Below are 17,596 nucleotides of genomic sequence, written 5' to 3' on the forward strand. Positions count from 1 at the left end.
TCAGCAGGACGTGCGGTGGCTCAGCTCAGATACGGCTCAGACACCGGATCAGCGCAGACAGAGTGCGCTGGAGACGCGGAGCAGGTCGATGTGGAGGCGGTAGTACGGCGGCTTGCGCGTCATGTCCGTCCCCTCTCGTCGGCCGTGTCACTTCAGTATGGGACGCGCCTGAAAGATTAGTAAGTTGGTCGACAAAGCTCTCAATATGTGGACGGCTTATACCGGTCCGAAAGGGCCGTTCGGCCCTAATCTGGACGTGATCCGCGTCACCTCGACGCCGCCTTTCTTCCCCAGGCGGTTCACGCCTGAGCATGCACCGGGCGGCAGGGTGGCCTCACCGAGCGTGTTCGATTTCGTTGAACTTTCCGCAATCTGTGTTTGAGGCGTTCGTGACCCGGTCGTTATGGTCGTTCAGTCGTCGTACCCCCTCAGCGGCGGCAGCCCCTCCCTGGAAGGTTTTGTCGTGCCCCCTCATCAAGACGCGCCGGACGCAGACCGGCCGGCGTCGCGTCGTCCGGCTGCGCTGCGCCGGGTGGCCAAGCACCGCTTCATCCGTCGCCACGCGACCCGTCGTACCCAGATCATCGGTCTGACCGCCGCCCTGGCGGCCGCGGCCGGAACCGCCACCGTCGGCCTCAGTTCGGCCGCGTCCGGTCCGTCGTCACCGGCGCCGAGCACCGGCCTGAACCCCTTGCAGGCCGACGCTCTGAACGCCGCTCGTATCGACCGGCGCGACCTCGGATCGCGGGACACGTCCCGGATCGACCTGTCGCTGGCGACGGCGCAGAAGTCCGCCCAGCAGGCTGCCCAGAAGGCGGCTCAGCAGGCCGCGCAGAAGGCAGCTCAGCAGCGGGCCTCGAAGCTCGCCGCGAACGCGGCCCTGACGCAGCGCCGGGCGCTCGCCCTGGCCGCGGCCAAGGCGGCCGCGGCGAAGAAGGCCGCCGCCAACGCCAAGGCTCTCGCCGAGGCGAAGGCCGAGGTCGCCGCGAAGGCCGCGGCGCTCAAGGCGGCCGCCGAGAAGGCCAAGGCCAAGATCGTCCTGCCGACCACCGGCTACCACCTGACCGCCCGGTTCAACCAGGCCGGCGGCCGCTGGGCCCACAACCACACGGGTCTGGACTTCGCGGCCCCGATGGGTACGCCGGTGCGCTCGGTGATGGCCGGTACGGTCATCCAGGCCGACTTCGAAGGCGCGTACGGCCGCCAGGTGAAGGTGCGGCACTCCGACGGCACCGTCACGTCGTACAGCCACATGGAAGAGTTCGACGTCTCGGTCGGTGACTCGGTCGACGCCGGCTCCATGGTCGGCCGGATCGGCATGACCGGCAACACCACCGGCCCGCACGTCCACTTCGAGGTCCTCCCCGGCGGCGGCGACCCGATCGACCCCGAGCCCTGGCTCCACAAACACGGCCTCAACCCGTAACCCCCACCGCTAGCCAAAAGGCGCCGCGCCCATCCACCCCCGGATGAGCACGGCGCCTTCGCTACTGTTCCCCCGCAGTCGCTACAGAGTTTTCGCCATGTCGAGGGCGTCGATGTAGGTGCCTTCGATGAGGAACTCTTGGGGGTGGGTGCCTTCGAGGACGTAGCCGTGGCGTTCGTACAGGCGGCGGGCCGGCGTGTTGGTGCTATGGACGTGCAGGCTGATCTTGCGGGCGCCGCGGTTGCGGGCCTCGGCGGTGGTGGCCTCCATCAGGGCGTTGGCGACGCCGAGGCGACGGGCGTCGTGAGCGACCGCGAGACCGTTGATCGTCAGAACGCCGGAGCCCTCGGGAAACGGGTACTTGTCCTGAAGCCTGAGGTAGCCGACCACCTTCCCGCCGTACTCCGCCACCAGGTGTGCCTCCGGACCGCTGCGGCTGAAGAACGTGTCCTGGAGGTTGTCCTGGTACGACGGGAACCCGGACGACGCATCCCAGGAGCTCCGCTCGATCGCGAGCAGCGCGGCGTCGTCCTCCTCGCGGGCGAACCGCACGGTCACTTCGCGGTCGACTGACTGACTGGCGGCCGGCCGATTGGCTTCTGGCTGGCTGTCGTGTGGCTGGGCGGGTTGCGGCTGGCGGTCATCACTCACCTGACAATCCTCGCTCTCGGACCGGGCCAACCAACTGTCGGCTCAGCTATCCACGACAGCCTCGGGCAGTACGACGGTCGCGGTCAGCCCGCCGCCCGGATTCGCGACGAGCTCCAAGCGCCCGCGATGCACCTCGACGATCCGATCCACCAAGGCCAGCCCGAGCCCGTGACCGGCCCGGTACCGATCCTTCGTGAACGGTTCGACGAAGGTCCGAACCCGTTCCGGATCCAGCAGCTCACCATCGTTGCGTACGACGAGTGCGCCGCCGGAAACCGTGACCTCGACCGACCCGCCGCCGTGCCGGATCGCGTTCTGCACCAGGTTGGTCACCACTTGGTGCAACAGAACATCATTGCCCTCGACAACAGTTTCCGTCAGCTCGGACGACAGCGTGACGCCGGCTCCGGCAGCCTCCGCCGACAACGCCGGCCAGGCGGCCCGCAGTACCGCGGAGAGGTCGACCGGATCGAGCTCGCCGGCTTGTTCACTCAGTGCGTTCCGGTTGTTCAGGGCGGTCAGGCTCAGCAGTGCCTCGACGATGTCGATACCGCGCTGGTTTGTTTCCGCCAGTCGTTTCACGAGTTGCGGAACATCCTGATGGTCCGGATCCGCCTGCGCGACGTCCAGCATCGTCTTCATCACCGCGTGTGGGGTCCGCAGTTCGTGCGACGCGTTCGCCGCGAATCGCCGGTACTGCTCGAACGACAACTGCAGCCGGTCGAGCATCTGGTCGAACGTGTCCGAGAGCTCGGTGAACTCGTCCCGCATCCCGGTGAGCCCGATCCGGTGGTCCAGCGATCCGCTCCCCGCTTTCCGTGCTGCGGCGGTGATTTCCTGCAGCGGCCTCAGCATCCGGCCCGCCAGGAACCACCCGGCGACCAGCCCGACGATTGCCAGGAACCCGATTGCCGCCGCGGAGAGTTTCACCACGAGGTCGAGGATCTCGCCGCGTGACGGCGGCAGCCCGTCGCGCAGGTCACGCGGATTGGCAGCGGTCAGTGGGTAGTTCGGAACGATCCGGAAAACCAGCCAGATGATGCATGCGACCACGGCGCCCGAGAGCACCAGCAGGCCCGCGTAACTCAACGTCAGCCGCAGCCGCACCGTCAACCGCGGCCGCCAGGTCATCAACTGCTCGTCGCTCACGCCACCATCACCCCGCCGCTCACGCGTCACCGATCCGGTAGCCGACACCTGGGACGGTGTGGATCACCCACGGATCACCAAGTCGTTTCCGCAACGCCGAGATCGTCAACCGGACCGCATTGCTGAACGGATCCGCGTTCTCGTCCCACGCTTTCTCCAGCAGGGTTTCCGAGCTGATCACCCCACCGCGAGCGGCCATCAACACCTCGAGTACGGCGAACTGTTTCCGCTGCAGCTTCACGTAGCGTCCGGAGCGGTACACCTCGCGCCGGAACGGGTCCAACCGCACCCCGGCGTACTCGAGCACGGTCGGGGTCGTCGCGGCGGGCCGTCGTACCAGCGCACGGAGGCGTACGACGAGTTCGCGGAGCTCGAACGGTTTGGTCAGGTAGTCGTCGGCGCCGAGCTCGAACCCGGCCACCTTGTCGTCGAGATCACCGGCCGCGGTGAGCATGAGCACTCGGCACCCGATGCCTTGCGCAACGATCTGCCGGCACACCTCGTCGCCGCTGACCCCGGGGAGATCACGGTCCAGCACCACAACGTCGTACGCCGTGACTGTCACGGACTCCAGCGCGGAGTGCCCGTCGAAGGCCAGATCGGCCGCGATCGCCTCCAGCCGCAGACCGGCCTGGATCGCTTCCGCGAGATAGACCTCGTCCTCGACGACCAGCACCCGCATACCGTCCATTGAAGCAGGTGGGGTGTATGGAAAACGTATTCGAAATTGCAGACGCTCCGGCAACATCGTTCCGGATGGACTGTCGGCATGCTCATCGATCACCTCGCTGCCATCGACCGACGCGGACGCCGGTCGGCCACTCCGGCCGGCCTGGCGATCGTTGCCGCAGTCATCAGTTTCTCGCTGGCCGCCTGTACAGCGGTTTCCGCGCAGGACACGCCGCCCGGGTCGGCGTCCACCTCCGGTCCGACGCGGGGCGGATCCGATCGCGGTGGCTCCGGCTCGGGCGGTCCGGGCGCCGCGGACGGCGTACTGCCGGATCACACCTCCGCGTCGGACACCGACCTGCCCGGGATCGCCAAGCTGGACCCGGCACTGCGGAAAGCGGTGCAGCGGGCCGAGGCCGCGATGAAGGACGACGGGATCAGGATGCAGGTCACCACCGGCTGGCGGAGCCGGAAATACCAGGAAGAGTTGCTGGAGAAAGCGATCCGGAAGTACGGCAGCAAGAAGAAGGCGCTGAAGTGGGTCGCCGACCCGGACGAGTCGCACCACGTGACGGGCCACGCCGTCGACATCGGCCCCACCGACGCCGACGACTGGCTGATCCGCAAAGGCAACCGCTACGGCCTCTGCCAGACCCTCGCCAACGAAATGTGGCACTTCGAACTAGCCACCACTCCCGGCGGCACCTGCCCGCCGATGAGCTAGGCACCCGATGGCTAAGGTCTAGCGGGGTTCCGCCGGCGGGTCGGGAAGTTCGGCGAGGGGGCGTTGGGCCCAGGCGACGTCGTGCCAGGTGTCGAGTTTCCAGCCGATGTTCCGGTAGGTGCCGATGGGCTCGAAGCCGAGCGACTTGTGGAGACCCTCGCTGGCGGGGTTGGGAAGAGTCATACCGGCCACCGCAGTCCGGAAACCGCGGTCCGTCAGGCGGGCGAACAGCGCCTCGTACAGCGCCCGGCCGGCGCCGGAGCGGCGGCGGCCCGGTTCGACGTACACGCTGACTTCGCAGGACCAGCGGTACGCCGCGCGCGGTTTCATCGGACCGGCGTACGCGTACCCGACGACGCGGTGCTCGTCTTCGAGGACGAGCCACGCGTGGGTCGACTGCGCCTTGGCGATTCGCTCGGCCATCTCCACGGCGGTCGGCGGGTCGATCTCGAAGGTGATCGCGGTGCCGGTGACATAGGGCGCGTAGATCGCCGCGCAGGCCTCGGCATCAGCTTCCGAGGCGTCTCTGACCTGAACCATGGCACGATAGTAGCCATAACTGGCGCTATAGTGGCAAGCGTGATCGACGATCTGTCTCGTTCCTTGGCGGCCACCGTGCAGCAGGCGCGCACCGCGCAGGACCTGTCCGTGAACGCGCTGGCCGAGCGGTCGGGGGTGTCGCGGGCGATGATCGGCAAGATCGAGCGCGGCGAGGCGCAACCCACCGCCGTACTGCTCGGAAAGTTGTCCGGCGCGCTCGGAATGACGTTGTCCGAACTGGTCGCCCGCGCGGAAACCACGGGCGAACTGCTCCGCAGAGCGGACGACCAGCCGGTCTGGACGGATCCGGTCACCGGGTACCGCCGGCGGGCGGTGTCCCCGGCGACCGATGGGCCGCTGGAGTTGGTCGAGGTGGAACTGCCGGCCGGCGCCTCGGTCTCGTACCCGGCCGACGCCTACATCTTCAAGAACCAGCAGCTGTGGATCCTCGACGGACACCTCCGCTTCCACGAAGGCTCCCAGGTCCACGACCTGCACACCGGCGACTGCCTCCACCTCGGCCCACCGTCGGCGACCACCTTCCACAACCCCGGTACGACGCCCTGCCGCTACCTCGTCGCGCTGGTCAAGGGCCGCGCCTGAAACCACCGCCCCAAGGACTCGCGCAAACCACTCACATCCTGGGCCGCCGCATCGGCGGGTTCTGTGGCCCAGGCGACGTAGCCGTCGGGGCGGATGAGGAGGGCGATCTCGCGGTCGCCGCGACCGGTGATCACGTCCACCTGTTCCGGAACGGGCTCGGCAGCGAACGCGCCATCGGGTGTCAGGTCGACGAGCAGCGAACGGCCGGCGTGCATCAGCTCGGTCAGCCGCACCGTCCCGGAATCGCGTTCGATCGTGAGATCCGGTGCCCATCGCCCGACCATCGGGTGCGGACCGTCGTGGTACCGGATGTCCGCGCCGGAAATCAGGTCGGCCACTCGCTTCACGTTCCCCGGATCGTCGAGAAACTCCCCGAACAGTTCCCGCAACTCCGTCACGTCGTTGCCCGGGGCAATCAGCGCGGACTGGGCCTGGGTCTGCATCACCACCCGCTCCCCCACCGGCCGCCGCTCGGACTCGTACGTGTCGAGCAACCCCGGCGGAGCCCAACCCTGTACCTCAGCAGCCAGCTTCCACCCGAGGTTGACCGCATCCTGCAGCCCGAGATTCAGCCCAGGCCCGCCGATCGCGGAATGCACGTGCGCGGCATCACCGACCAGCAACACCCGCCCGGAACGGAACCGTGACGCCAGCCGGCTGTTTCCACCCACAACCCGCCGCAACTGCCGCACCCCGTCACCTGTCGGCTCAACCAGCGGCAGATGTACGCCGAGCACTCGATCCGCGCTCGCCTGCAGTTCCGAGAACGTCATCTCGCCATCCGATGGCGTGTCCCACTCCCCCGTACTCACGGCCGGCAACCGATTCGGAAACGGTGCCCACACGAACAGTCCATGTTCCGTCCGCTGATGCAGGAACGGCGGAATCACGCCGTACCCCGGAACCTTCAGCACCCCGTTCACGATGTACTCCGGCGGCACCGTGGCACTGCCCGTCCGGGACACCATCGAGTCGTTGGTGACGCCCGGAAAGTCGATCCCGGCGAGTTTCCGCGTCACGCTGCGACCACCGTCGGCGCCGACGAGGTACCCGGTGCGCAGTTGGTACTCCCCTTCGGGGCCGGACAGCGAGATCGTCACCCCGTCCGCGTCCTGGGTGAATCCGAGCAGCTCGTGACCGCGCCGGATCTCGGCCCCGAGCTCCAGCGCCCGCTCCTCGAGAACCTCCTCGATCCGCACCTGCGGCACCTGCAGCAGATAGACCGGGTTCTCCTCGAGCAGGTCGAGACGCAACGGCATCGCGCCGAACACGAAACCCGGAGCCGGCCGCGGCGCGCCCGTCGTTCCGCTCAGGCGTTCGTAGATTCCGCGCCGGTCGAGCATCCGGACGACCTGGCCGACGAGACCGTTGGCCCGCGGCGTCGTACTGCGTTCCGGCAGTTTCTCGAGCACGATCGGCCGGATTCCGGCGAGCAGCAGCTCACCGGCCAGCATGAGGCCGTTCGGTCCGGCCCCGGCAATGACGACTTCGGCGTCCATGACGTCCCTCCACTCAGGCGTGACTGACCGCCCCGGCGACTCACCGGGGTTCGCAAAGCTGTGAAGCTGGGTGTTACTCGGGGATCGGCAGGCCGGCGGCGACCAGGTCGAGCGCCTCCGACAGCAGGTCGGCGACGGAACGCGGCGGGTCGGCGCGCAGCCACTCCGCCGTCACAACGCCACGGGTCGCGTTGATCACCTCCGAGACCAGCCGGGGATACAGCCCCGACGTACCGGTCCGGTCCGCGATCGCGGCTGTCAGCTCATCCCCGGCGCGGGCATAGGCGCGCGCGACCGCACCTTGCAGAGCGGGCTCGGTCATCATCAGCCGGATGCCTGTCAGCCATTTCTCGTCCGGCGGGCGCCGGCCGCCGTGGCCCTCCTCGCCGAGCGCGAAATGAGCCTCGATCGCGACCCGGAGCGCGGTCCAGAGCGGCTCGTCCGCCGGCCGGGCCCGGAGCTCCTCGGCGATCCGCAGACTCCGGTCGACCTCGCGGGCCGCGATCGCGTCGGCCTTGCTGTCGAAGTAGTTGCGGAACGTGCGCAGCGAGACGCCCGCCTCGGCGGCGATGTCCTCGATCCGCACGTTGCCATACCCGCGTTCGACGGTGAGCCGGACCGCCGCCCAGCTCAGCGCGATCCGGGTCTCCTGTTTCTTGCGCTCGCGCAACCCGTCTGCCATGTCATGACCGTAACAGAAGTTGCCCAAAGAGCAAAGATGCCTTTCCGGCAATTTTCTCGAAGTCGGGCAGACGCGGAGGGCGAGCATGGTTGGGTTAGGGCATGACCGTGTCCCCTCTGGTCTGGGTGCTGACGCTGCTGGCGATCGCCGGGCTGCTGTTGTTCGACTACTTCTTCCACGTCCGGTCGGCGCACGTGCCGACGCTCCGCGAAGCCGCGGCGTGGTCCGCGGTCTACGTCGGGATCGCGATCCTGTTCGGGCTCGGAACGCTGCTGATCGGCGGCACCGGCATGGGCTCGGAGTACTTCGCCGGGTACATCACCGAGAAAGCGCTCTCGGTGGACAACCTGTTCGTGTTCCTGATCATCATGAGCGGTTTCCGGGTGCCACGGGAGAACCAGCAGAAGGTCCTGCTGGTCGGGATCGTGGTCAGCCTGATCGCGCGGTCCGCGTTCATCTTCGTCGGCTCGGCGCTGCTGCACACGTTTTCCTGGGTGTTCTACCTGTTCGGAATCGCGCTGCTGCTGACCGCCGGGAACATGCTCAAACCGGAAACCGAGGAATCCCACCAGGCCCAGAACATCGTCGTCCGGATGGCCCGGCGGCTGTTCCGGACCACCGACGAGTACGACGGGGACCGGATGACGACGCGGGTCGACGGCCGCCGGATGCTGACGCCGATGCTGCTGGTGATGGTCGCGATCGGCTTCACCGACCTGATGTTCGCGCTGGACTCGATCCCGGCAATCTTCGGCCTCACCCAGAACGTGTACGTCGTGTTCACCGCGACCGCGTTCAGTCTGCTCGGACTGCGGCAACTGTTCTTCCTGCTCGACGGCCTGCTGGACCGGTTGATCTACCTGTCCTTCGGCCTGGCCGCGATCCTGGTGTTCATCGGCGCCAAGCTGATCCTGCACGCGCTGAACGAGAACAACCTGCCGTTCATCAACGGTGGTGACCACGTCGAGGTGGCCGAGATCAGCACCGGGCTCTCGCTGGCCGTGATCCTGGTGGTCCTGCTGATCACGATCTTCGCCTCACTGTTCAGCACCCGCGGACGCACGCAGACCGCGATGGCCCACATCCGCCGCGACGCGGTCGCCTACCTCGACCCGGAGTACACCGACGACCCGGCCGAGCGGGAGCGAGTCTTCCAGCGGCTGCTGCGGGCCCGCGACCACATCACGGACCTCGGCCCGAAGGCGAAGCAGCAGGTCCGGAACGAGGAAGACCTGATGGCGCTGTGCCGGCAGGTCGGCGAGGCCCACGCCACGGCGCACGCCGACCACGAGATCCGGCCCAGCTTGTAGCTCCGGTCTAGCCCTTGACCGCTCCGGAGGCGAGACCGGACACGTAGAACCGCTGCAGGCCGACGTACAGCACGACGCACGGAATCATCGCGATCACCGATCCGGCCACCAACGAGCCGAAGTTGATCTCGCCGTACGCGCCGGCCTGGACGTTCACCAGCGCGACGGGCAGCGTGTACAGCTCGTCCTTGGTCAGGAACGTGAGCGCTCCGAGGAACTCGGTCCAGGCGGCGAGGAACGCGTACAGCGCCACCGTCGCGGCGCCGGGAGTGATCAGCGGGCGCAGTACGGAACCGATCATCCGGAACGTTCCGCACCCGTCGACATGGGCGGAGTCCTCGAGTTCGACCGGCACCGAGGAGAACGAGTTCCGCATCACGAACACCCCGAACGGCAGGTTGACCGTGGTGTAGAACAGCACCAGCCCGAGCAGGCTGTCGGTGAGCCGCAGGACGTTCATCTCCAGGTAGAGCGGCGTCAGGATCGCCTGGAACGGGATCATCATCGACACCACCACGAGCGCGAACAACACCGGCCCGCTGCGGAACCGGAAACGCGCGAACCCGTACCCCGCCAGCGTCGCGAGCAGCGCAGTCAGGACCGACGTACTGATCGCCACGAGCAGACTGTTTCCGACCGCCCGGATCAGGTTTCCGGGTCCCTCGATCAGGGTCCGGAAGTTGTCCCAGGTGAGCTGGAAGAACGTCCTTCCGTCCGGTGCCGCGACGATCACGTCGTTCGGCTGCACCGACCGGAAGAGTGCCCAGAGCAACGGTACGGCGAAGACCAGGAACGCCCCGCCGCCACCGATGACGTAAAACGTGTTCTTGAGTCGCATCGTCAGTCCTTCTCCCGGAGCAGCCGGAACTGGGCCGCGGTGACGAGCCCGACCACGATCACCAGCACGATCGACAGCGCGGTCGCGGCACCGAGCTGCAGCTGGACGAAGGCGCGGTTGTAGATGTACTGCACCACCGTCGTGGTGTCCGTCCCGGGACCTCCGCGGGTCAGGATGTAGAACTGCGAGAACGCCAGCAACGACCCGATCACCGAGATGATCACCGCCATCGCGATGGTCCGGCGCAGGATCGGAATCGTGATTTCCTGTTCCTGTTTCCACCAGCCGGCGCCGTCCAGTTCGGCGGACTCGTAGTACTCCCGCGGGATCGCCTGCATGCCGGCCATCAGCAACATCATCGTCAGCCCACTGACCGCCCAGATCACCAGCACGCAGATCAGTCCGGTCGCGAGTGGCCCATCCACCAGCCAGGCCGTCGTACCGTCGGTGATCCCGAGTTCGCGGAGCACGATGTTGATCACTCCGCTCTCCGGCTGGGCCTCCAGGACCGTGACGAAGCTGAGCGTCGACAAGCCGACGACGAACGGGAGGAAGAAGACCGTGCGCAGCAGCGTCGAGCCGCGGCGCTTCCGGCGTACCAGGACCGCGAGGGCGTACCCGAGCACGAGGATCGGTCCGGTCACGATGACCGTGTAGAGCAGCGTGTAGAGGACGGACTTGGCGAACGCGGCGTCGGAGACGATCGCCGTGTAGTTCTTCAGCCCGCTGAACTTGACGGAGCCGATCAGCGGCCAGTTGGTCAGCGAGATCACGAGGGCGAAGACGAGCGGGACAAGGACGAAGACGCCGACGAACAGTACGGCGGGACTCACCAGGAGCAGGCCGGTTCGCGACGGATGGGTCAGCGAGCCGCGACCCACTCGGCCGCGTGCCGAAGCGGCCCGGCGCAGACCCGGATCCAGGCGACGATTGCCGCGCACCGCGGTACTCATGCCTGCCCCTGACGGAGAATGCGGTCATAGTTCTGCTGGGCTTCTTTCATGGCGGCCTCCAGCTCGCCGTCGAACACGGCGCGGCGGAACATCTGCAGCCACGGCCCGTCCGGCTGGTTGTAGAGGAGGTTGTAGGAAAGCGTTGTCGGCGCGTACCCCTCCTTGATGCGTTCCAGCGGCAGCGTCGCCAACGGGTACTTCTTCGCGAACTCCGGCGTCCGCGCGTCCGACCGCACCGGCGTGTATCCGCCGGCCGGCAGGTCGATCTGCTGCGGCAGGTCCAGCGCGAACCGGACGAACTCCCACGCGCCGGACGCGTTCCGGGCGCCGCGCGGAATGCACATGTTGTCGCCGCCGTCGAAGAACGCCGCGCCGCCGTCCGGTCCGGACAACAGCCGCGGCGTGACCTTCTTCTGGAAAGCCGGGTCCGATCCGGACACCACCACGCTGTAGTTCGACGGAAAGATTCCGACCTTTCCGGCCCGGAAATCACTGCCCCATCGGGAAGCGTCGTCCGAGAAGTTCGCCCGCGGCACCAGACCGTCGACCCAGAGCTGGCGGTGCAGCTCGAGCATTTGCCGGACGGTGTCGTTCCCGATGATGTGCCCGGACTGACTTCCGATGGTGCCCTGGATGAGATCCGTGTCCGCGGCCCAGACCATCGGCTGGACGACGAACCCGAGCGCACCCGGGCTGTTCGCCGGGAAACTCCAGGCGTAGATGTCGTCGCCGAGTTTCCGCAACCGGCGGGCGGCGTCCAGCAGGTTTCCGAACGACTTCACGGCCTCGTCCGGATCGACGTCCGCCTTGTCGCAGAGCTCGGTGTTGAACCAGAACATCGAGTTGTCGGCGAGGTACGGAACGCCGTACACGCGCTCGTTCCTGGTCGCCAGCCGCAGGTGGCCCGGGCTCAGCTGGTCCCGAAAATCCAGCGCGGCGAGCGGTTCCGTGAGGTCCGTGAACGCGTCGCGGTAGATGAACAGCATTGAGTTGATGTCGTCGATGTCGACCAGGTCCGGCACCGTCCGGCCGCGGATCGCGGTCGCCAGCTTGGTCACGTACTGGGCGTCCAGAACCGGCGTCAGCTCGACGGTGAGCCGGTTCTGGGACGCGTTGAACTTCTTCACCAGGTCGGTCAGACCGCTCTGCGTCGCCGCCCGGCACCACACCTGCACGGTGCCGGTGGAGTCCTGCCCGAAACCCGTCGCCTGGACGTCGGGTTCGGGCAGGACCGAGCTGCAGCTGGACGCGAAGCCGGCCGTGGTCGCAGCGGCCGCCAGGCCGATGAACTTCCGCCGGGTGAGCATCGTCAGGCCCTGGGCAGCCAGACGCGCATCGCGCCGATGTCCCGGTTGGCCCATGCGTAGTACGGCACCGCGACCACCTCGACCTCGTCGCCGGTCGAGTCACCGGACTCCGGAGTGAACGGCCAGCCCTCCCGGTGCCCGGTTCCGGACTTTCCGCGGGCCTTGACCACGGTCACGCCGTCGAGCAGTTCCGCGGCCGCGGAAACCGGTGCCTCGGGCAACAGATGCAGGTCGTCGACGTTCGCCGTGTTGTCCACCTGCTCGACCGCGTACACCAACGGGCCGCGCTCCATCGCGACGCACCCACGCACGGCGTCGATCCGCGGATCAGCCCCGACGAACCGGGTGTCGAGCGGCAGTTGCAGGTCGAACTCCTGCCCCTCCGCGCGAGCGTATTCGCCGGCTGCGACCGGCTGCCCGTTGAGCGTGGCACCGTCGGCCCACGCCGGAATCCGCAGCTCGACGGCAGCCGGCGCGTCAGCGGTGATCCGGACGGCGCCTTCCCACGGATAGTTGGTCTCGACGCGCAGTTCGACGTCGCCGGCCTTGATCACGCCGGCGGCGTACTGGTGGATCTGCACCGCGTCGTCGGTGGTCGTCGCGAGGTAGCCGTCCAGGCTCGCCAGCGTGCGCATGATGTTCGGCGGGCAGCACGCGCAGTCGAACCACCCGCGCCGCCCGTGCGCCGGACTCCGCCCGGTGTCCGGGTACGCCGCCCCGCGCAGCTGCAGCGGATTGACGTAGAAGTATTCCGTTCCGGAAAGCGAGACACCGGCCAGGAAACCGTTGTAGAGCATCCGCTCGATCGCGTCGGCGTACGACGCCGTGCCCGTCGCGAGGAGCATCCGCCAGGCCCACTGGATTCCGCCGATCGCTGCACACGTTTCCGCGTACGCACGGTCCGGCGGCAACTCGTACTCGTCGCCGAACGCCTCGCCCTCCCAGCGCGCGCCGAGACCGCCGGTGACATAGGTCTTGGTCGACCACATGTGGTCGAACTGGACCTTCAAGGCGTCGAGCAGCTCCGTGTCGCCGGTCTCCAGCGCGACATCGGCCGCACCGGCAGCCAGGTACACCGCGCGGACCGAGTGCCCCTCGACCGACGTCGCCTCGCGGACCGGGACCCGGTCGGAGAAGTACGCCGGCGAGTGCCCGTGCCGCTCGATGATCCCGTGTCCGCGCGCTTCCACGAACCACCGCGCGAGCTCGAGGTACGCCGCCGTACCGGTTTCTCGATACAGCTCGACGAGCGCCATCTCGATCACCGGGTGGCCGTCGACGTCGACGGTCTTGTCGTCGCCGAAGGTCGCCCTCAGGTGGTCGGCGAGCTTGATCGCGACGTCGAGCAGGGCCCGGTCGCCGGTGCAGCGGACCTGCGCGACCGCGGCCTGGATCAGGTGGCCGGCGCAGTAGTGCTCGTGACTCCAGACGAGTTGCTGGTAGCGGCCCTTGTCGCCGTACCGGAGTTGGACCACCGAGTCGAGGTACCCGTCGTCGCGCTGCGCGGCCGCGACGACCGTGGTCAGGTCGCGGATGCGCTGCAGCAGTTCGTCGTCGGGATTCCGGCCGTACTCCCAGGCGGCTGCCTCGAGCCACTTGTAGACGTCGGAGTCGGCGAAGATCGGGCCGATCGCCTCGCCCTCGCCGATGCCCGCGGCGAGCCGTAGGTTGTGCAGGTTTCCGGCTTTCTCGAGCTGGTCCTGGCCGCTGGGGATCGCTTCGGCGCCGTTGCGGGCCTGCCGCGGCGCCCAGAACCCGCCGGTGATGGTGACCTCGCCGAGTCCGAGGGGACGCCGGCGGCCCCTCGTCGTGGCGGCGGGGGCGACAGAGGTTTCGGAGGATGCACTCATAGCGCGTGACTCCTGAGTTAGGAAAATCCGGAACACGTTTTCCTGCACGAAGGTAGAGAGCCGGGATCGCCAGGTCAACCCCTGGCTGTGGATAACTTCGGGAGCACCCGGGCGCGTTGGGGTACTGTGCCGGAAACTTCAGGAAAGGAGTTGCCATGGCCCCACGGACGGCCCGAACGGTCGGCATCAAGGACGTCGCGGCCTTGGCCGGCGTCGCGGCGAGCACGGCGTCGAAGGCGCTGAACAACACCGGCCAGCTCAAGGAGGCGACCCGGCTGCGGGTGCTGGAAGCGGCCGAGACGCTCGGCTTCACACCGGACAGCCGCGGTCGTGCGCTGGCGTCCGGGCGCAGCTTCACGGTGGGTCTGATCACCACCGACAGCTCGGGCCGGTTCAGTATCCCGATCATGCTCGGCGCCGAGGACGCGCTGAGCGCGGGTGAGATGGCGCTCGTGCTGTGCGACACCCGCGACGACCCGCTCCGCGAGCAGCATTACGTGAAGTCGCTGCTGGCCCGGCGGGTGGACGGCATCATCGTCACCGGCCGGCGGACCGAGCCACGGGCGCCGATCGACGTACCGATCCCCGTCATCTACGCGTTCAGTCCCTCGACCGATCCGGACGACACGTCGCTGATCGTCGACGACCACGGCGGTGCGGGCTCGACCGTGCGACACCTGTTGTCGCTCGGGCGCGAGCGGATCGCGCATGTCACCGGGCCGGACTCGCACCACAGCGCCCGGGTCCGCGCCGAGGCGACCGTGAGGGCGGCCGGCGACGCGCTCATCGGCGAGCCGCTGCACGGTGAGTGGAGCGAGCGATGGGGCCGGCACGCGGTCGACCTCCTGCTCCGCACGCAGCCCGACGTCGAAGCGATCACCTGCGGCAGCGATCAGATCGCCCGCGGCGTGTGTGATCGGCTCCGCGAGCTCGGCCGCTCGGTGCCGTACGACATCGCGGTCACCGGGTACGACAACTGGCCGGTGATGGCGCTGGCGAGCCGGCCGCCGCTCACCACGATCGACATGCGGCTCGAGGAGCTCGGCCGGCACACCGCCAACCTGCTGCTCGACGCCATCGGCGGCCGCACACACCCCGGACCGCAGGAGCTGCCCACTCGCCTGATCACCCGGGAGTCGACGCTCGGGACCTGAACTCCCCCGCCCACGCGATGTCCAGTCTCCGGATAGTCACCCGTTCGTCCGCCGCTGGTTGCCGAAGACCCTCTAGATTGATGCAGGTGCTGCGCAAGTTCGTGATCGGCGTGGCGGTGATCGCCACGATGGTGGCGGGGGTGGGCACCGCTCGTCTGGTTCTCCCGTGGACCGATCCCACCCGCGGCGTGGTGAAGCAGTTGACGTTCCTGCGTGCCGAGATCGAGAACGGGGCCGATCGGTCCGCGCAGAAACAGTTTCCGGAAGGCTACTTCTTCCTGAACGTGCTGTACGGACTCAGCTGGGTCCAGGTCGGCGTCGATGACCCGACCCGGTCGGCCGACGCGACTGCCGAGGTCCGCTGGGCACTCGACCGGATCACCGGCGCGGAAGGTACAGCGCCGTTCGACGAGTCCTTGCAGCCGGCGTACGGCGTCTTCTACGCCGGCTGGACGAACTGGCTGCGCGGCGGCCTGATCGCCCTCGGTCAGTCAACCGCCGCCGAGCGCGACGCGTTCACCAGTAAGTCGGTCGCGATCGCCACCGCTTTCCGGACCGCGAACACGCCGTTCCTCGCGGCGTACCCGGGGCAGGCCTGGCCGGTCGACTCGGTCGTCGCGATCGCGTCGCTCCGCCTGTACGACGCGTTGGTCGCGCCACGCTTCGGGCAGATCGCCAGGAACTGGGTGACCAACGCGAAGGCGAAACTGGATCCGGACACCGGGCTGCTGCCGCATCAGGTCGTTCCGCAGGTTTCCGGCGCGCGGGGTTCGTCGCAGGCGATGATCCAGCGGTTCCTGGTGGACATCGACCCGACGTTCGCGCAGGCGCAGTACGAGATCTTCAAGGACAAGTTCGTCACGGGCCTCGGGGTCCGGGAGTATCCGAAGGGCCACAGCGGTCCGGGCGACGTCGACTCCGGGCCGCTGGTGTTCGGGATGAGTCTGTCCGCGACCGTGGTCGCGATGGGCGCGGCGCGGGTGCACCAGGATCCGCTGGCGGATCGGCTGTCGCGGACGGGTGAGCTGGTCGGGTTGCCGTTCACCGGGCTGACGACGAAGCGGTACCTGTTCGGTGCACTGCCGATCGGCGACGCTTTCCTGGCGTGGTCGACCTCGGCGCGGCCGTTGGTCGCCACCGACCAGCCGGAGCTCGGCGGCTCCGGCTGGTGGCGGATTCCCTGGCTACTCGTGCTCTGGTTGCCGGTACTGATCCTGTGGAGCGTGCTCCGGTTCAGGCACCGGGGCCGAAGACGGAAGCGAGCGCACTGAGCTTGCGCGGCAGGTCGTACTCCGCGCCGCCTTCGTGCCCGTTGTAGGTGAACACCTCGAGCTGCGCCTCTCCGGCGTACCGGTGGTAGGCCGCGAAGACCGTGGACGGCGGGCAGATGTTGTCCATCAGCGCGACCGAGAACCACGCCGGACAGGTCGCGCGGGCGGCGAAGTTCACCGCGTCGAAGTAGGACAACGTTCCGATCGCGGTTTCCGTCTCGAACCGGTGACCCTTCAGCCAGCGCGCGATCTCGGCGTACGGGCCGTTGTCGGTGATCTGCGACGCGCGCCGGAAATGACACAGGAACGGTACGTCGGAAATCGCCGCGGACAGGTCGTCACGCAATCCGGCGACCGCGAGCGCGAGCCCGCCGCCCTGGCTGCCACCGATCACCGCAACCCGATCGCTGTCCACGTCCGGGCTGCTCTTCGCCGCGTCCACCGCGCGGACCGCGTCCGTGATCAGCCGGCGGTAGTAGTGCTTCGCCGGGTCTTCGATTCCGTGCGTCAGGAAACCCGGTGCCGACGATCCGTGTCCGTCCGGCGCAATGTCCGGAGTGTCCGCGACAGTCTTTCCGCCGCCACCCTGACCGCGGTTGTCCATGATCAGGTGCGCGTACCCCGCGGCGCTCCAGGTGAGCCACTCGTACGGGATTCCCCGGCCGCCGTTGTACCCGATGTATTGGACGACCGCGGGCAGCGGGCCACTGCGATGGCGTGGCAGGAGCAGCCACGCCTTCACCGGCTGACCTGCCCACCCGCTGAACGTGACGTCCTGGACCTCGACGGTCGCCAGACGCGCGTCGTACGGCGTGAACCGGGCGTCGATCGGATGACCGGCCGCGTCGTCGAGCGTCTGTTTCCAGAACGCGTCGAAGTCCGCGGGCTCCTCCGGCTCCGGCCGGTACTCCCGCAACCGGTCCAAGGGCATGTCGACCAGCATTCGGATTCCTCTCAGTAATTCCGGAAA

General features: G+C 68.0%; 18 protein-coding genes. 6 read left to right on the forward strand and 12 right to left on the reverse strand.

Annotated features, from left to right (window positions below):
* Window positions 1-48: 48 nt before the first annotated feature.
* Window positions 49-123 (reverse strand): putative leader peptide, encoded by a 75-nt coding sequence (locus tag AC0662_RS30870; RefSeq protein ID WP_355483003.1) that lies wholly within the window; start codon window positions 121-123, stop codon window positions 49-51.
* Window positions 124-463: 340 nt separating this feature from the next.
* Here AC0662_RS30870 and AC0662_RS30875 point away from each other — a divergent pair, with 340 nt between their 5' ends.
* On the forward strand, window positions 464-1,426 hold the full coding sequence (locus tag AC0662_RS30875) for a M23 family metallopeptidase (protein ID WP_478305046.1): 963 nt from the start codon (window positions 464-466) through the stop codon (window positions 1,424-1,426).
* An 81-nt stretch (window positions 1,427-1,507) separates the two neighbouring features.
* On the opposite strand, the gene AC0662_RS30880 is transcribed toward AC0662_RS30875, so the two are convergent.
* From AC0662_RS30880 to AC0662_RS30890, 3 genes are read right to left on the reverse strand one after another with little or no spacing between them, the layout of a single operon-like run.
* Entirely contained in the window at window positions 1,508-2,077 is a 570-nt protein-coding gene (locus AC0662_RS30880) for an N-acetyltransferase family protein (RefSeq protein ID WP_478305048.1), read from the reverse strand.
* 42 nt (window positions 2,078-2,119) lie between these two features.
* Entirely contained in the window at window positions 2,120-3,226 is a 1,107-nt protein-coding gene (locus AC0662_RS30885) for a sensor histidine kinase (protein ID WP_452193729.1), read from the reverse strand.
* A gap of 19 nt (window positions 3,227-3,245) precedes the next feature.
* A complete protein-coding gene (locus AC0662_RS30890) occupies window positions 3,246-3,908 on the reverse strand; it encodes a response regulator transcription factor (RefSeq protein ID WP_478305050.1) in 663 nt (220 codons plus the stop codon).
* An 87-nt stretch (window positions 3,909-3,995) separates the two neighbouring features.
* Here AC0662_RS30890 and AC0662_RS30895 point away from each other — a divergent pair, with 87 nt between their 5' ends.
* Entirely contained in the window at window positions 3,996-4,619 is a 624-nt protein-coding gene (locus AC0662_RS30895) for a M15 family metallopeptidase (RefSeq protein ID WP_478305052.1), read from the forward strand.
* Window positions 4,620-4,637: 18 nt separating this feature from the next.
* Here AC0662_RS30895 and AC0662_RS30900 read toward each other — a convergent pair whose 3' ends face one another.
* Window positions 4,638-5,159, reverse strand: coding sequence for an N-acetyltransferase family protein (locus tag AC0662_RS30900; protein WP_478305054.1), 522 nt, complete (start codon window positions 5,157-5,159; stop codon window positions 4,638-4,640).
* Between the two features lie 39 nt (window positions 5,160-5,198).
* Here AC0662_RS30900 and AC0662_RS30905 point away from each other — a divergent pair, with 39 nt between their 5' ends.
* The gene (locus AC0662_RS30905; RefSeq protein WP_452193722.1) at window positions 5,199-5,762 is read left to right on the forward strand and encodes a helix-turn-helix domain-containing protein; all 564 of its coding nucleotides are present in this window, start codon (window positions 5,199-5,201) and stop codon (window positions 5,760-5,762) included.
* Here the strand turns inward: AC0662_RS30905 and AC0662_RS30910 are convergent.
* Together AC0662_RS30910 and AC0662_RS30915 are read right to left on the reverse strand one after the other, a co-directional pair.
* On the reverse strand, window positions 5,729-7,261 hold the full coding sequence (locus AC0662_RS30910) for an FAD-dependent monooxygenase (RefSeq protein WP_478305057.1): 1,533 nt from the start codon (window positions 7,259-7,261) through the stop codon (window positions 5,729-5,731). The genes AC0662_RS30905 and AC0662_RS30910 overlap by 34 nt on opposite strands.
* Before the next feature lie 73 nt (window positions 7,262-7,334).
* On the reverse strand, window positions 7,335-7,943 hold the full coding sequence (locus AC0662_RS30915; protein ID WP_452193719.1) for a TetR/AcrR family transcriptional regulator: 609 nt from the start codon (window positions 7,941-7,943) through the stop codon (window positions 7,335-7,337).
* A 101-nt stretch (window positions 7,944-8,044) separates the two neighbouring features.
* Here AC0662_RS30915 and AC0662_RS30920 point away from each other — a divergent pair, with 101 nt between their 5' ends.
* Window positions 8,045-9,253 carry a TerC family protein gene (locus AC0662_RS30920; RefSeq protein ID WP_452193717.1) on the forward strand — a complete coding sequence of 403 codons (1,209 nt, stop codon included), beginning with the start codon at window positions 8,045-8,047 and terminating at the stop codon, window positions 9,251-9,253.
* 7 nt (window positions 9,254-9,260) lie between these two features.
* On the opposite strand, the gene AC0662_RS30925 is transcribed toward AC0662_RS30920, so the two are convergent.
* From AC0662_RS30925 to AC0662_RS30940, 4 genes are read right to left on the reverse strand one after another with little or no spacing between them, the layout of a single operon-like run.
* Window positions 9,261-10,091 (reverse strand): carbohydrate ABC transporter permease, encoded by an 831-nt coding sequence (locus tag AC0662_RS30925; protein ID WP_452193715.1) that lies wholly within the window; start codon window positions 10,089-10,091, stop codon window positions 9,261-9,263.
* A 2-nt stretch (window positions 10,092-10,093) separates the two neighbouring features.
* The gene (locus AC0662_RS30930; protein ID WP_452193713.1) at window positions 10,094-11,044 is read right to left on the reverse strand and encodes a carbohydrate ABC transporter permease; all 951 of its coding nucleotides are present in this window, start codon (window positions 11,042-11,044) and stop codon (window positions 10,094-10,096) included.
* On the reverse strand, window positions 11,041-12,405 hold the full coding sequence (locus AC0662_RS30935; protein WP_478305060.1) for an extracellular solute-binding protein: 1,365 nt from the start codon (window positions 12,403-12,405) through the stop codon (window positions 11,041-11,043). Before AC0662_RS30935 ends, AC0662_RS30930 begins: the two co-directional genes overlap by 4 nt.
* The gene (locus AC0662_RS30940; RefSeq protein ID WP_452193711.1) at window positions 12,354-14,201 is read right to left on the reverse strand and encodes a glycoside hydrolase family 127 protein; all 1,848 of its coding nucleotides are present in this window, start codon (window positions 14,199-14,201) and stop codon (window positions 12,354-12,356) included. The genes AC0662_RS30935 and AC0662_RS30940 overlap by 52 nt, the downstream gene beginning before the upstream one ends.
* 155 nt (window positions 14,202-14,356) lie before the next feature.
* On the opposite strand from AC0662_RS30940, the gene AC0662_RS30945 reads away from it, so the two are divergent.
* On the forward strand, window positions 14,357-15,355 hold the full coding sequence (locus AC0662_RS30945; RefSeq protein ID WP_478305063.1) for a LacI family DNA-binding transcriptional regulator: 999 nt from the start codon (window positions 14,357-14,359) through the stop codon (window positions 15,353-15,355).
* An 86-nt stretch (window positions 15,356-15,441) separates the two neighbouring features.
* Entirely contained in the window at window positions 15,442-16,626 is a 1,185-nt protein-coding gene (locus tag AC0662_RS30950; protein WP_478305065.1) for a hypothetical protein, read from the forward strand.
* Here the strand turns inward: AC0662_RS30950 and AC0662_RS30955 are convergent.
* Window positions 16,589-17,569: an acetylxylan esterase gene (locus AC0662_RS30955; RefSeq protein WP_478305067.1), complete on the reverse strand. Its 981-nt coding sequence runs from the start codon at window positions 17,567-17,569 to the stop codon at window positions 16,589-16,591. The two genes, AC0662_RS30950 and AC0662_RS30955, sit on opposite strands and share 38 nt — an antisense overlap.
* Window positions 17,570-17,596: the final 27 nt, after the last annotated feature.

This window comes from Kribbella sp. NPDC043289, from assembly GCF_056436705.1.